Genomic DNA, 15,532 nt, shown 5'->3' with positions numbered 1-15,532 from the left:
TGGCCCTATGCAATATACCCGCTGCCATTCAGAGTGCACTCTGAAACCTGCATCTTGATTGATAACGGGTATATACCCAAGCTACATGAAGATGCAGGTTTCAGCTGGAATTAGAAACGCCTTTAGGGAAGGAATTGATTGAAGAGAATAGTTATTCTATTGTCGAAATCAATAACGTAGCATAAAGTGTTTCTAAACCAGCCCTATAGGGACCCTGAGCAGTTTATGCTCTTCGTTGCCTCCTTTTTTAAGGGAATAACCCTTAATAAAAGAAGGCGCCTTGATCATCAATCGCTCAGTGGTCCTGAAACACGCAGCTTCAAGTTGCTTGGGTATACATCATAACAAATATAGGACACGCTAAGTTTTAATGAGCATTGTAAGTACTTCGAACCGTTGGCTAAACCGCCTTTATAAAACAATTGCTATTTTGTTAGTGTTGTTAGCGGTAATAATTAGTGCTTTTCGTTTGTTTTTACCTTATGTCCATAATTATAAACTTCCCTTACAAAATTACTTAAACGAAATATCTCAAACCAATATTGTTATTGGTACATTAAGTATGACCTGGCAACGGTCTGGACCCATCCTGATTATTGGTGATGTTCAAGTGCTTGAGACAGAAAGAGCCTCTGTATTTATCGAGCAACTTGAAATGCAAGTTGATTTTTGGAGAACACTCACAGAACAAAATTTAATTTCAAAAAATCTTCTTCTTTCTGGTGCAATAGTCAATGTCTCGGAAAAATTATGGATAGGTAAAGAAGATAAAGATAGCTCAGGTACAGTGAAAAAAGATGATGAAGCTGATGATATTGAAGTTATTAGTGACCTTTTTTTAAACCGTATCAAGCGATTCTCTATACGTGATAGTCAAGTCACGGTGCGTAATGAGTCAATTACACGCAGTATAAGATTAAACCAGCTACGTTGGTTAAACACAGGTGAGCGCCATCAAGCGGAGGGCAGTGTGGTGCTCAACGGCTTGAGTTCAAACAACTTGCACTTGAAATTAGACCTACAAGGTAATAAAGGCAGTGCACTTACTGGAAAAGTGTACTTACAAGCAAACCAGATTGATATAACGCCTTGGTTAGATGATGTTTTAGTGCTCGAAGACGACAAAACCAAAACGGATATTAATTTCTCTGCTTGGTTACACATTAATAACAGTGATATTGACCGTTTAAAAATTGATTTTTCAGATAGCAGCATGCATTGGCAGTTTGAGAATAAAAAACAAACGTTAACATTAGAGCAAGGGCAATTATTACTCGTCAAAGGTAAAGCCGATCGAAGCTTGATACTCTACAGTACACCGTTAGCATTGCGATTTAATGATACGCCACCGCAACAATTTACTGTTATGTTAGCGAAACAAGCAAATGATTTTTCATTACATCTATCTGAAATTGATGTTGCTATGCTGGCCCAACTAACACCTTTGATTGTTGAAAAACAAGAAACCCGAAATTTACTATCTGAGATGACCTTAACGGGAAAAATTGAAGATCTTTATATTCGTAATCAAAATAACACACTGCAAATAGCGACAAACTTTTCTGGGTTTAATAATAGCTATAGTCACGGTATTCCTGGTCTAGAAAATGTCTCTGGCAACCTCAGTTATGCCGATAATTATTTATCAGTAGATTTTGATGCAGAGCAAGGTAGGCTAGATTTTGATAAATTGTTTGTTCAAGCTTTTCCTTATCAAAAACTTTCAGGGCAACTAAATGCTGTATTTGATGATAAAGGTTGGACATTAACCGTTGAAGAATTAGATTTTCTGTCAAAAGAAATTAATTTATCAGCGCAAGTTAACGTTGAAGCACCGATTGATGGCGAAGTTAGGTTAGCGTTGTTAGCTAATGTATCCAATGGTAATGCTGGATTAGTGGGGCGTTACTTACCTTTACCAATCATGAGTGAAAATTTAGTTAATTACTTAAATGCGGCTGTTGTTTCAGGTCGGGTTGAAGATGCGCAAGTATTGATTAATGGACCTATTAGTCGTTTTCCGTTCACCGATGGCAGCGGTATTTTTGTCGTTGATGCCGAGTTGAGTAAATCAGAGTTTAAATTTGTAGATAACTGGCCTGCGATAACTGACTTTGTTGCCAATTTAAATTTTACTAACAATTCTATGTTAATAACAGGGCGGGGTGGAGAGCTAACTGGCCTTGACGTAAAAGGGGTTCGTGCAGGTATTGCTGATTTAGCAAATGGTCAAATTTTAACAGTAGATGCTGAAATAAAGCCAACTCAAACGCGTTATATTGGTGATTTGATAAATCAAAGCCCATTTAAAGATAGTGTTGGTAGTGCGTTAGAACAGTTGCAAATTAGCGGTGAGGTCACTGGCGAGTTTCACCTAAACCTACCACTTAATAATAATGAACAAGCATTGGCAAGGGGCCTTATTAACTTTGATAATAACAAAGTTGGCTTGCAAGCACCTCAGATGGACTTTACTGAAGTACAAGGACAGTTCATTTTTAGTAACGATAAAATTAGCACTAAAGACTTACAACTGATGTGGCAAGGATTACCCATTACCCTTGATATATCTGGTATGGATAAAGCTGATTACTATGATACTGATATTAACTTAGCTGCGTTATGGCAAGAGTCTACGTGGCTGTCCTTTGTCCCTGAAAAATTACGTCGATATACGCAAGGTGAGCTGCCGTGGCAAGGTTCATTATCGCTACATCAACATCATCAGGGAGGTTTTTCTTACTCAGCAAACTTTGACACTGAATTAAACGAAACCCGACTTTTATTACCAGCACCTTATCAGCGTGACGCGAATCAAGAAAATGCTCTATCTGTAAAAATTAATGGCGATAAAGAACAGTCTAATGTTGTATTAAATTACGGTGACAAAATGCATTTTTCTGGAGTGCTTGAACACCAAAATGTTGCGTTTACCCGTGCCAATTTAATGTTAGGTGAAGGCTCTATGGCTTTACCTGGAGATGGTTTTCATATCACCACCAAATTAGCTCAAGTGGATTTTTCGAAATGGCAGCCATTAATTAGTAATATTCTTGATAGCATTAATCAACCATCAACTGATGCCGAGCAAGACAACTTAAAGAGTGTAGAGCAAGTAAACTCAATTCCTTTTTTAGCTAAGCCCAAAAGGATTAGAGGATCTATTGGTCAGTTGAGTCTCTTGGGGCAGGAGCTTAACAATGTTTCTTTTAATTTATTAGATAAACCGCAATGGTGGTTATTACAACTCAATGCTAAAGAAACGCGTAGCCAAATAAAGATTTATCCTGATTGGTTAGTGCAAGGTTTGGATATTAATGCTGAGTTTTTAACTTTTCCTCAGGAGCAAGAAAACACCGATATAGAGGCAACTGTTGCAGTAATAAACCAACAACCAGATAGAGCAGAAAATGATATTATTTTTGCTGAAATCCCACCGTTAAAATTTCATTGTGATCGTTGTGTCATTGGTTTAGTGAATTTAGGGGAGGTTGATGTAAACATTAAACGTATTGATCAACAGACGATTGAATTTAAAAACTTTACTGCAAAACGAAATAAAACATCATTAAATCTAGACGGCAGTTGGCTTCATAATGAACAAGCATCAATAACTACCTTAGTTGGTAATCTGTCGGTGGATGATGTAGAAGCAGAATTAAAAGCAGCAGGTTATGAATCAATTATTAAAGACAGTGGCGCAAAAATTGATGTAAACCTAAACTGGGAAGGAGGTTTGCATGATTTTATGCTTAGCCACTTAAACGGCACGGTTAATGGACGACTAGATGATGGCTATTTAGCGGATGTAAGTGACTCAGCACGTATTTTCTCAGTGTTGAGCTTACAATCTTTGGTACGTAAGTTAACACTCGATTTTCGTGATATTTTTAGTGATGGTATGTTTTATAGTAATATCAAAGGAAACTATCAATTAGATCAGGGATTGTTAACTACCGATAATACTAAAATGAATGGCACCGCAGGTAACTTGTTTATGACAGGTAATACCAACTTGGTCACCGGTGAGCTTGATTACGAAATGTCTTATAAACCTAACCTAACTTCAAGCTTACCAGTGTTAGCTTGGATCGCTACCTCTTTGAATCCAGTAACTTTTCTTGCTGGGGTAGCTATCGATCAAGTTGTTAGGTCTCAAGTAGTCTCTGAATTTAAGTTTGAGCTAACGGGCACGGTCGATAATCCTGACTTCAAAGAAGTTGATCGTAAAAGTAAAAATATTAGTATCGAGGGCGCAGTACCGACCGAAGATGCTAAACAAGATGAGTCAATTATAGAAACACCCTCTACATCTAAAAAGGATAAAGCAACCGATGGTTAAATTGAGTGCAATACAGTTATCATCAGCAGCTAACGTCGAAACGAACCTTGCTAAGATAGCTGAGTTGCTATCTAAAATTACTGCTAGCCAAGAGGACGTTCAGCATTTAGTCGTACTGCCTGAGTGTTGCTTGTATTTTGGTAGTAAAGACAGTGAACAATTGGATTTGGCAATAGCATCAGCCACAGGCAATGACCTTTGCTTAGCGCTTGGAGAGCTTGCCAAAAAATTTAAAGTTTACTTAGTTGCTGGCACTATCCCTATTTTATCGACATCTTCAACTAAATTTACTAATAGCAGTTGTGTTTTCAATCCCGAGGGAGAGTTGATAGGGCAATACGATAAAATTCATTTATTCGATGTTAATGTCAGCGATAGCACCAAGAGCTATTGTGAATCTCGCTATACTCAAGCGGGTAAAGAAATAAGCATGGTTAATACCGAATTCGCTAATATTGGGCTATCAGTTTGCTTCGATTTGCGGTTTCCCAATTTGTTTCAGCAACTATCGATTGCGGGCGCTGACATTATTACCGTACCTAGTGCCTTTACAAGAGTAACGGGCAAAGCACATTGGCAAACATTATTGCAAGCAAGGGCTATTGAAAATCAAGTTTATATTGTAGCAGCAGGGCAAGAAGGCGTTCATGAAAATGGTCGCGAAACTTGGGGGCATTCAATGATCATTAACCCTTGGGGCGAAATTGAACAAAGTATTGAAACGGGTGAAGGTTATATTTCAATCGACTATCACTCCGAAGAATTAACACGCATACGTCAAAGCATGCCTTTGAACTCGCCGCTGAATAAATAAAGCAGCAATTTGATTATAATTAAAGAACATAGAAGTAGAGCTAAGACCTAATGAATATAGTTGAAAAATCCTTATTAAGTGATAGTCATATTGATGAAGAAATGTTGTCAAAAACCCTAAACAGTATGATGGGACGACAAGTCGATTATGCTGATTTTTATTTTCAAGCGAGTCAGCATGAAACCTGGGTTTTAGAAGATGGTATTGTCAAAGAAGGTTCATATAACATTGAACGTGGTGTTGGCGTAAGAGCCATTTCAGGCGAAAAAACAGGCTTTGCTTATTCAGATGATATTACCCCTGAAGCACTTCAAAAAGCGGCAGATGCGGCAAAAGGTATTGCAGATAGCGGTACTGGTGCAAGTGTTAAAGCGTTTAGCCGTCAATCACCTATTGAAGTTTATCAATCTGTTGAACCACTTGGCAGTTTAACGCAAGAGCAAAAAATTGATTTATTGCATCAAGTTGAAGCACATGCGCGCCAAGTTGATAGCCGTGTTAAGCAGGTTATTGCCAGTATATCAGGTGTCTATGAAACTATTTTAGTGAGTGCAAGTGATGGCACTTTTGGTACAGATATTCGTCCATTAGTTCGCTTAAATTGTTCAGTATTGGTTGAAGAAAACGGCAAGCGTGAGCGCGCAAGTGCTGGTGGTGGTGCTCGTACAGATTACAGTTACTTTTTTGAAGTTGAAGCGGGAGATAACAAACCACGTTACCTTGCTTATGCTGAAGAATCTGTTAGACAAGCATTAGTTAACTTAGTCGCCATTGAAGCACCTGCTGGTACTTTTCCTGTGGTATTAGGCGCAGGTTGGCCTGGTGTGTTACTACATGAAGCAGTAGGGCATGGTTTAGAAGGTGACTTTAACCGTAAAGGCTCTTCAGCGTTCTCAGGTAAAGTTGGTCAACAAGTGACTTCTGAGCTTTGTACCATTGTTGATGATGGTACATTAGCCAATCGTCGCGGTTCAATATCTATTGATGACGAAGGAACGCCTGGACAATATAATGTGTTGATCGAAAAGGGCATATTAAAAGGCTACATGCAAGATAAGCATAATGCTGGCTTAATGGGCGTGAAACCAACAGGTAACGGTCGACGTGAATCGTATGCGCACTTACCTATGCCACGAATGACTAATACGTATATGTTAGCAGGGGAGTCTAGTCCTGAAGATATTATTAAGTCGGTTAAAAAAGGTATTTATGCTCCAAACTTTGCTGGTGGACAGGTAGATATTACTTCAGGGAAGTTTGTTTTTACCAGTTCAGAAGCCTACTTAATTGAGGATGGTAAAATAACGTCACCAGTTAAAGGCGCTACGCTAATAGGTAATGGACCTGAGGCAATGAAACGGATCAGTATGGTCGGTAATGATTTAAAACTTGATGCGGGTGTTGGTGTTTGTGGTAAAGATGGTCAAAGTATACCTGTAGGTGTTGGTCAACCTACGTTAAAAGTTGATGAGATGACTATCGGTGGTACGCAGTAATGAGTTAATTTGAATACATCAGCAAGTATTAATATCCAAAATACTTGCTGATATTCACTGTTTTATTTAAGCATTTTCTTTTAGGTAAGTGAAAAGATTTTTATAATGCTTACCTAATTTCTCCGCTTTTTTCTCTTTTGCTGCATGGCGAATCAACTGCTTAATTTTTTGGCGTTCGATTTGTGGAAATTCAGTAATCAAAGCTTCAACAGCGTCATTTCCCTGATCAATTAATTCATCTCTAATCGCTTCTAAACGAACAAACTTTGCCGTTTCTTGTTGATGTTTATTAGCCATAACCTCAATAGCATGATGAATGGGCTCTAGGTCGGTTTCCAAAAGTATTCTAGCGGTGTGACGAATATGACGACGTAAAGCTTCATGTTTATTGCTGATCTTATCAGCTAAAATCATCGCATCTTTTATGTCTTCACTTAAAGGTAAGCGACTTCGTTGATGCTTAGACATTTCTATTAAGCTCTGTGCAAAATCTTGTAATTTATGCATTTCACGCTTTACTTCGCTTTTACTTTTTAACTCTTCTTCCATTTCTTCTGAAGATTCGTCGATATCGTTGGCTGACTGGGGCATAATAATGTCTAATACCATGTTAAAATAAATTATAATTACCCTTATTATATCACTAAATTAATTGAGGCTGTTGATCTTTTGCGGTCAAACCTTGTTCGAGTGAGAGTACTTTAATCACGACGAGCCGTGTGAACTAAGCAGAAACAATAAAAATAATCTTAAGTGTTCAACAGCCCCTACATTCTAGGTAGCTATTGAAGCCTTATTACTCCTTAAAAAGAAAAGAGAAAGTAGAAACCAATATGACCTTAGCCTCTAAATCGCATGATCCAATAACTAAACAACTTAGTGAAGTGAAAGAACGTGTTGCCACCGTACTTGAACTCGCTAAATCACTTGGCGCAGACGGTGCTGAAGTTGCTATGAGCCGTCAACAAGGCTTAAGTGTCAGTACACGCATGGGTGAAGTGGAAAATGTTGAATTTACCAACGACGGTGGTTTAGGTATCACTGTTTACCGTGAAGGCCGTAAAGGCAGCGCTTCTACAGCGGATTTGTCAGAGCAAGCATTACTTAAAACAGTTACCGCAGCAGTAAACATTGCTAAATATACCTCGGTAGATGATTGTTCAGGTCTAGCAGATAAGTCGCTTCTGGCAATGCAGCCAATTGATTTAGATTTATATCACCCTCATGAAATTAGCACTGAAGAAGCAATCGAACTCGCCAAAGAATGTGAGGAAAGCGCCTTAGCCGTTGATCCACGAGTGAGTAATTCAGATGGTGCTAGCTTTGATACCTTTGCTGGTTTTAAGGTCTATGGAAATAGTCATGGACAGTTAGTGGGTTACCCAAGTACCCGTCATAGCTTAAGTTGTGTGATGATTGCCAGTGATGGTGATGACATGGAACGTGACTATGCATACACGGTTAATCGTGAATTCTCTTTGTTAGAAAGCGCTAAAAATGTTGGTCTACAGGCCTCCCAAGAAGTTTTGTCACGTTTAAAGCCTCAAACAATCCCAACAGGTAAAGTACCAGTACTCTTTAGATCTGATATTGCGAATACTATTTGGGGACATTTTATCGCAGCTATTAGTGGTGGAAATCTATATCGTAAATCATCTTTCTTACTTGATGAGATTGGTAAAGATGTTTTTCCTAAATTTTTGAATATTAGTGAAAGACCGCATATTGCCAAGGCGTTGGCGAGTAGTGCATTTGATAGTGAAGGTGTATTAACGCAAGATCGTGAGATTATTAGCCAAGGAGCATTGCAAACTTACTTGTTAACCAGTTACTCGGCTCGCAAGCTAGGATTAACGACAACGGGCCATGCTGGCGGCATTCATAACTGGTTGGTAGATGCCCAAGGACATGATGGCAGTTTTGACGCCATGTTAAAAACCTTAGGCACAGGTTTATTGGTTACTGAGTTAATGGGGCAAGGAGTAAATGTTGTTAATGGCGATTACTCACGTGGCGCGTCAGGATTTTGGGTAGAAAATGGTGAAATAGCCTACCCAGTAAGTGAAATTACCATCGCTGGTAATTTAGCTCAGATGTTTAAGGGGATTGTCGCTGTTGGCTCTGATGTGGATATGCGTGGCAGTATCCGTACTGGCTCTATTTTAATTGATGAGTTGCAAGTTGCCGGACATTAAAAACTAAAGTTATTACTATTACTATTACTATTATTCTTAGTTTAGTTACTAGTAAAGTGATTCATAAAAAAGCGTTATCAATTTTGCTATTGATAACGCTTTTTTAAAGATAAAATTAGGTGTTTCTATTTGGTAATGCACTAGGTAAACAGAACTAGGTTAGTAAGAGCGTAGCGGTTCCTAAAAATGCGAAAATACCTACAACATCAGTTACCGTGGTGATAATAACGCTGCCTGCAAGCGCAGGGTCTATATTGAGGCGTTTTAATAACAACGGAATACTTACACCAGCAAGCCCGGCTGCAGTCATGTTCATCAGCATAGCGAATGCAATCACGCCGCCAAGCATTAGATCCTGCTTCCAAATCGCTACTACAGTCGCAATTAACGTCGCCCAAATAATACCATTTAAAAAACCAATAGCGACTTCTTTACTGAGCAGTGCGCGAGCGTTACTGTCACCGACATGACCTAGCGCCATACCACGAATAACAAGCGTTAAGGTTTGATTACCAGCAACACCGCCCATGCTCGGAACTAAAGAATTTAATACCGCCAAAATGGCTAGTTGTTGAAAAACACCCTCAAACATACTGGTAACAGCAACCGCCATTAATGCGGTAATCAGGTTAACACCAAGCCATAATGAACGCTGTTTAGTACTTTTAATGACGGGAGCAAAGGTATCTGCCTCATCATCTAAACCAGCCATACTCATCATGGAGTGTTCTGCATTTTCACGAATGATATCGATGACATCATCAATGGTAATACGACCTAGTAAGTGGCCTGCGTCATCAACAACGGGTGCAGAAAACCAATCATGACGTTCAAAAAGTTGCGCAACATCTTGCTCGCCCAACTCAGCTTGCACCGCTTCAACTTCAGCATTAATCAAACTAGAGACAATGGCCTCTGCTTTAGCTGTTACGATTGCTGCTAGTGATACTGCGCCAATAAATTTATTGTTACGATCAACAACATAGAAAGAGTCGGTTGCGTCAGGAAGGTCACCCTTAAGGCGTAAGTACCGTAATACCACATCAACCGTTACGTCCGGACGTAAGGTGATAGTATCGGTATTCATCATACCACCAGCAGTGTCTTCCTCGTAAGATAATGCTGTTTCGACACGACTACGGTCTTGCGAGTCCATCGAGTTCAGTACTTCATTATAAATACTGTCTGGTAGGGTACGGAAAACTTCAGCTAAATCATCAATATCCATGCCTTCGGCAACAGCAGCGAGCTTTTCAGGTCGCATGCTTTTAAGAATACCTTTACGAACTTCTTCATTAAGCTCTTCAAGTACTTCACCGTGAAAGTCAGGATCAATAAGCTGCCATAACACTGGGCGGCTTTTAGCAGTAGAAGACTCTAAAATAAGGGCTAAATCATAAGCAGGCATGTGCTGTAATAGTTTTCGCACGTAGACGAACATACCACTGCCAAGTGCTTCGTTGACTTGTTGTAATCTTTGTTGGTTATACTCTTGTTCTGATATTTCTGGCATAGCGACTCTGCTTCTGTAATGTATAGTGCACAGAAAACCCTCTAAAGAGTGTATCGCTGAGAACGTTGCGAAACGGAGGGTCATACCTATTGGACTAATTAATTGTACAACTTAGAACTACATTAGCGAGCTTAGAACAAGTGAAATTATTTAAATATAGTTATTCTATATTTCATTAATTTTATGATGATATCAGTTTGCTAATGAGTTCCCAAAGGGCGAGTACCTAATAAAGGCAAAGGCTTACATGCATCGTTATTTATATTGACAAGGAAATTACCATTCTCTTCAATTAATGCCTTACCTCTAAGCCTTTTCATTCTCGCTAAGTGGGCAATAAATTGGTCCACTTGGTTTTATTATTGTTGAAAAGAATAACAGCTTTCTTTGGAAAACAGCTGAAAGTCGGCTTAAGTTTATCGTAACTTAGTGGTTTTATCAGCTTTTTTATCTTATAAGGGGAGCTTTTATATAGGTTTTTTTATTCAGCTTCGTCGAACTTATCAGAAATAAGTTGGCATATTTCAGCGAGTGCCAACTGTGCGTCTTTGCCTTGTGCGGTGATATTTACCATTTTTCCTTGACCGCCTGCTAGTAACATTAGCGCCATAATACTACCAGCGTCGGCTTCTTTACCGGCTAATTCTAGGGTGATTTTCGCGGCAAACTTTTGGCTTAATTGCGCTAATTTAGTTGCGGCACGAGCGTGTAAACCCAATTTATTACAAATGGTCACTTGTTGAGAGATAACATTCACTGTTGTGCTCACTTATTAGGTGGATTTAATATCAATATCTCTATGATGCGTTTGTATATCATCACGCTCTTTACGGAAATTCTTAGCTAACATCTCAGCGATATAAACAGATCTATGCTTACCACCAGTACAACCAATGGCTATAGTCACATAGCTACGATTATTTCGTTCTAGATGTGGTAACCAAGTCATCATAAAACTGTTAATTTGCCAAATAAATTTAGTAACAATAGCTTGGCTGGCAAGAAAGTCTTTTACTTCTTGATCGACGCCTGTTTGACCTTTGAGTGATTTTTCCCAAAATGGATTAGGTAAGAATCTAGCGTCAAATACATAATCAGCATCAACAGGAATACCGTGTTTAAAACCAAACGATTCAAATACTAATACCATAGAGCCTGTTTTTTTACCTAAAATCCGCTCTCTGACTAAATCAGCCAATTGATGAGGGCTAAGTTGACTGGTATTTATATATAGATCGGCATTAGTAGATATAGGCTCGAGTAATGATTTTTCTAAAGCAATTGCTTGATCAAGTGCCATATTCTCTTTAATAAGGGGATGCAAACGGCGTGTTTCACTAAAGCGTCTGATTAAGTCATTATCATCGGCATCTAAAAATAACGTGTTAACGTCTACTGCTTTAGGTAAATAAGCAATAATTTCTGGGATATCTTCTGGGTCTTTCGGTAAGTTTCGAACATCGAGACTTACCGCAACGTTTTCATAGTCATTGATAACAGTATGGGTTAATGCCGGCAGAAGATTAATAGGGATGTTGTCTACACAATAATAACCAAGATCTTCTAAAACTCTTAGTGCAACCGATTTACCTGAGCCTGAGCGACCACTAACAATGATTAATTTCATTTATACTATTCCGAATGCGCGGCAACTTATACCCAAGCCACATGAAGATGCAGGTTTCAGCTGGAATTAGAAACGCCTTTAGGCAAGGCATTGATTGAAGAGAATAGTTATTCTATTGTCGAAATCAATAACGTAGCATAAAGCGTTTCTAAACCAGCCCTATGGGGCCCCTGAGCGGCTTATGCTCGTCGTTGCCTCCTTTTTTAAGGGAATAATCCTTAATAAAATGAGGCGCCTTGATCATAAATCGCTCAGCGGTCCTGAAACACACAGCTTCAAGTGGCTTGGGTATATCTATTGCTAGCTTGCTTGTTGAATTAAGTTATAGAGTGCCTGATTATCATTGCATTTTCGAACTTGCTTGATCATCTTTTTATCACTAAATAGTTTAGCAATATTTTGTAGCGTATCTAAATGTTCTTGGCAGCTATTTTCGGGCACAAATAAGGCAACAAAAATATCTACGTCTCTATTATCTATGGCATCAAAATCGATTGCCTTTTCTGTTGTTATTAACACCGCAACAGCTTTACTTGTATTGGGCAATCGACCATGTGGGATCGCAATACCGTTACCTATACCAGTGCTACCCATTTTTTCTCTATTGAGTAAACTATCTAATAGTTCATCTTGCTCTATATCAGTTATTTGAATCGCAGCGAGTTGACAAATTCTTTCTAGAATACGTTTTTTACTGGTTACTGCTACATCACAACTAGTACAGCTTGTTGTTAATATTTCGGATAATTGCATAATCGTGTTAATGGTTTTAAGGCGCCACTTACGCTAAATCATTTAGCTCAGGACGCCTGCTTTAATAGGCTTTAATTACTTTAAAGCGGTCTTTCGGGCTAACTCAACTTAATGATGAGAAACCTTAGCTTTATACTTAAGAATCTGCCTATCAAGTTTATCAACTAAGGTATCAATAGAGGCATACATATCGGTGTTGACTGCAGAAGCAAATACTTCACTGCCATTCATATGAACATTAGCTTCAGCTTTTTGATTAAGCTTTTCTACGGTAAGTACAACATGGACATTATTAATGTGATCAAAATGTCGTTCTAATTTTGAGAATTTTGTATCGACATATTCGCGCAATGAACTAGTTACTTCAACATGGTGTCCAGAAAGATTAATTTGCATAAACATGATCCTTTTATTGTAGTCTTCTAAAGTAAACTCTTACGTTGATTTGACGGTGGTATCGCTAATGATTCTCGATATTTAGCAATTGTACGTCGTGCCACTTTTATTCCCTGCTCAGCTAATAAGTTAGCCATTTTACTATCACTTAACGGTTTAGCAGGTGTTTCCGCTAAGATAAGTTTTTTAATCAAAGAACGAATTGCTGTAGATGAACATTCACCACCATTCTCTGTACTGACATGACTAGAGAAGAAGTACTTGAGTTCAAAGATGCCTCTTGGCGTGTGCATATACTTTTGTGTTGTAACACGTGAGATGGTGGATTCGTGCATATCAACAGCTTCAGCTATATCGTTTAGTACCATAGGTCTCATGGCTTCAGCACCATGTTCTAAAAAACCTTGCTGGCGTTGAACAATACAATTGGACACTTTAAGTAGTGTGTCATTGCGAGATTCTAAACTCTTAATAAACCATTTAGCTTCTTGTAAGTTGGATCTAATAAATTGTCCATCATCAGTTGACGACTTCATTGTTTTAGACATTGCCGCATACTGTTTATTAATCGACAATTTAGGTGCAGTATCAGAATTTAATTCAACGACCCAACGGCCATTTTTTTTCTCAACAGAAACATCTGGAATAACATACTGGTCATCGCCTTTAATTACCGCATCACCCGGACGAGGGTTCAAGCTTTGAATTAAACGCATTACTTCACGTAGCTGATCTTCTTTTAATTTGGTTTTACGCATTAACTGGCGATAGTCTCGATTACCAAGTAGATCGATATGGTCGTTGATTATTAATTTACTTTCTTTCAGGTAAGGGGTATCAGCACTAAATTGATTTAATTGAATAAGTAAGCAATCAGGAATGGAGCGAGCTGCGACACCAATAGGATCAAACATATTAATACGTTTTAATACGGCTTCTACTTCATCAAGCTCGAGCCCTTCAGTGCCAACACTCTCTAAGATATCTTCTGGTGATACAGTTAAATAACCGGCGTCATCGACTGCTTCTATAATAGCAATTGCGATGGTTTTATCAGTATCGCTGAAAGGGGTTAATTCCATTTGCCATAATAAATGATCTTGAATGGAATCAGTGGTTTCACCCTGATAGGTGTAGTCATCAGCAGGGCTACTTACTGCGCCAGTATTTGATACCCCAGCACTGTAGCTTTCTTCCCAAGTAGTATCTATATTTAGTTCTTCTGGTATATCACTTTTTTCCATCGCCTCAGTAGTACTGATTTCGTCAATACTGGCCTGCTGTTCTTCACTACCATCGCCCGCAGGTTGATCCGTTTTTTCTTCATTAGTATTGGATGAAAAGGCTTCTTCAAGATTATTTTGTTCACTTGAATTATCACTTTGAGCTTTTTCATCAAGTTCAAGTAATGGATTGCTCTCTAAAACTTCTTGAATTTCTTGTTGTAACTCTAACGTAGACAATTGCAACAGCTTAATAGCTTGTTGCAATTGTGGAGTCATTGTTAAGTGTTGTCCAATACGGAGCTGTAGTGTAGGGCGCATCTAGGTTATATGATTTCCTATTTATTATTCTTAGTAGTTACGCTATTACAATGGGTAACTACTATTCTATTAAGTATTCTGGCTAAATATACTAGCCTATCGCTTTACTATAGCGTGAATTGTTCGCCAAGGTATACATCTCTGACTTTTTGATTAGCAAGAATTTGATCTGCATTACCTTGCGCAATAATTTCACCATGACTAACTATATAAGCATGCTCACAAACGTCTAATGTTTCTCTCACATTATGGTCTGTTATCAAGATACCTATGCCTCGCTGCTTTAAGTGTAAGATGATTTTTTTAATGTCGCCAACCGAAATTGGGTCAACACCAGCAAAGGGCTCATCTAATAAAATAAATTGAGGATCTGCAGCGAGTGCTCGGGCAATTTCAACTCTTCGTCTTTCGCCACCGGATAAGCTCATGCCGGTATTGTCTTTGATATGACAAATGTGAAACTCTTCTAATAAATTTTCAAGTTTCTCAGCGCGCTGGGTTTCACTAAGCTCTTTACGTGTTTGTAATATCGCCATAATATTATCAGAAACAGTTAGCTTTCTAAAAATTGAGGCTTCTTGAGGTAAATAGCCAATACCGCTTCGGGCTCTTTCATGCATAGGAGCAAGGGTAAGGTCTTGACCGTTGAGTTTGATCGAGCCATTGTCATTGGGGACTAAGCCAACAATCATATAAAAGGATGTGGTTTTTCCGGCGCCATTGGGGCCTAATAAGCCAACTATTTGTCCTGCGTCAACTTGCAAACTAACATTCTTAACGACTTGTCTACTTTTATAAGACTTCGATAAACCATCGGCAATCAGTGTATTTACAGGTGTTGTTTTCACTGTG

General features: G+C 38.7%; 12 protein-coding genes. 4 read left to right on the top strand and 8 right to left on the bottom strand.

Annotated features, from left to right (window positions below):
* The first annotated feature begins 370 nt into the window (after positions 1-370).
* From CPS_RS20415 to tldD, 3 genes are read left to right on the top strand one after another with little or no spacing between them, the layout of a single operon-like run.
* Positions 371-4,342, top strand: coding sequence for a YhdP family protein (locus CPS_RS20415; RefSeq protein WP_011045284.1), 3,972 nt, complete (start codon positions 371-373; stop codon positions 4,340-4,342).
* A complete protein-coding gene (locus CPS_RS20410; protein ID WP_011045283.1) occupies positions 4,335-5,156 on the top strand; it encodes a carbon-nitrogen hydrolase family protein in 822 nt (273 codons plus the stop codon). Before CPS_RS20415 ends, CPS_RS20410 begins: the two co-directional genes overlap by 8 nt.
* Positions 5,157-5,206: 50 nt before the next feature.
* Complete coding sequence (gene tldD / locus CPS_RS20405; protein ID WP_011045282.1) at positions 5,207-6,652, top strand: metalloprotease TldD; 1,446 nt, start codon at positions 5,207-5,209, stop codon at positions 6,650-6,652.
* Positions 6,653-6,718: 66 nt separating this feature from the next.
* On the opposite strand, the gene yjgA is transcribed toward tldD, so the two are convergent.
* Positions 6,719-7,243 carry a ribosome biogenesis factor YjgA gene (gene yjgA, locus CPS_RS20400; RefSeq protein WP_011045281.1) on the bottom strand — a complete coding sequence of 175 codons (525 nt, stop codon included), beginning with the start codon at positions 7,241-7,243 and terminating at the stop codon, positions 6,719-6,721.
* A 242-nt stretch (positions 7,244-7,485) separates the two neighbouring features.
* Between yjgA and pmbA the strand changes: the two genes are divergently transcribed.
* Positions 7,486-8,847 (top strand): metalloprotease PmbA, encoded by a 1,362-nt coding sequence (pmbA, locus tag CPS_RS20395; protein WP_011045280.1) that lies wholly within the window; start codon positions 7,486-7,488, stop codon positions 8,845-8,847.
* A 154-nt stretch (positions 8,848-9,001) separates the two neighbouring features.
* Here pmbA and mgtE read toward each other — a convergent pair whose 3' ends face one another.
* From mgtE to lptB, 7 genes are all read right to left on the bottom strand, one after another.
* Positions 9,002-10,360 (bottom strand): magnesium transporter, encoded by a 1,359-nt coding sequence (gene mgtE / locus CPS_RS20390; protein WP_011045278.1) that lies wholly within the window; start codon positions 10,358-10,360, stop codon positions 9,002-9,004.
* 481 nt (positions 10,361-10,841) lie between these two features.
* Positions 10,842-11,117: an HPr family phosphocarrier protein gene (locus tag CPS_RS20385; protein WP_011045276.1), complete on the bottom strand. Its 276-nt coding sequence runs from the start codon at positions 11,115-11,117 to the stop codon at positions 10,842-10,844.
* 15 nt (positions 11,118-11,132) lie between these two features.
* Positions 11,133-11,987, bottom strand: coding sequence for an RNase adapter RapZ (gene rapZ, locus CPS_RS20380; RefSeq protein ID WP_011045275.1), 855 nt, complete (start codon positions 11,985-11,987; stop codon positions 11,133-11,135).
* A gap of 300 nt (positions 11,988-12,287) precedes the next feature.
* Positions 12,288-12,740: a PTS IIA-like nitrogen regulatory protein PtsN gene (gene ptsN / locus CPS_RS20375; protein WP_011045274.1), complete on the bottom strand. Its 453-nt coding sequence runs from the start codon at positions 12,738-12,740 to the stop codon at positions 12,288-12,290.
* 108 nt (positions 12,741-12,848) lie between these two features.
* On the bottom strand, positions 12,849-13,136 hold the full coding sequence (gene hpf / locus CPS_RS20370) for a ribosome hibernation promoting factor (protein ID WP_011045273.1): 288 nt from the start codon (positions 13,134-13,136) through the stop codon (positions 12,849-12,851).
* 26 nt (positions 13,137-13,162) lie between these two features.
* Positions 13,163-14,680, bottom strand: a complete 1,518-nt coding sequence (locus CPS_RS20365; protein WP_011045272.1) for an RNA polymerase factor sigma-54 — start codon at positions 14,678-14,680, stop codon at positions 13,163-13,165.
* Positions 14,681-14,787: 107 nt separating this feature from the next.
* On the bottom strand, positions 14,788-15,528 hold the full coding sequence (lptB, locus tag CPS_RS20360) for an LPS export ABC transporter ATP-binding protein (RefSeq protein WP_011045271.1): 741 nt from the start codon (positions 15,526-15,528) through the stop codon (positions 14,788-14,790).
* Between the last annotated feature and the right edge of the window lie 4 nt (positions 15,529-15,532).

This window comes from Colwellia psychrerythraea 34H (assembly GCF_000012325.1).
Taxonomy (GTDB): domain Bacteria; phylum Pseudomonadota; class Gammaproteobacteria; order Enterobacterales; family Alteromonadaceae; genus Colwellia; species Colwellia psychrerythraea_A.
The sequence above is the reverse complement of the archived record's forward strand: the minus strand, read 5'-3'. Positions and strand labels throughout refer to the sequence as shown.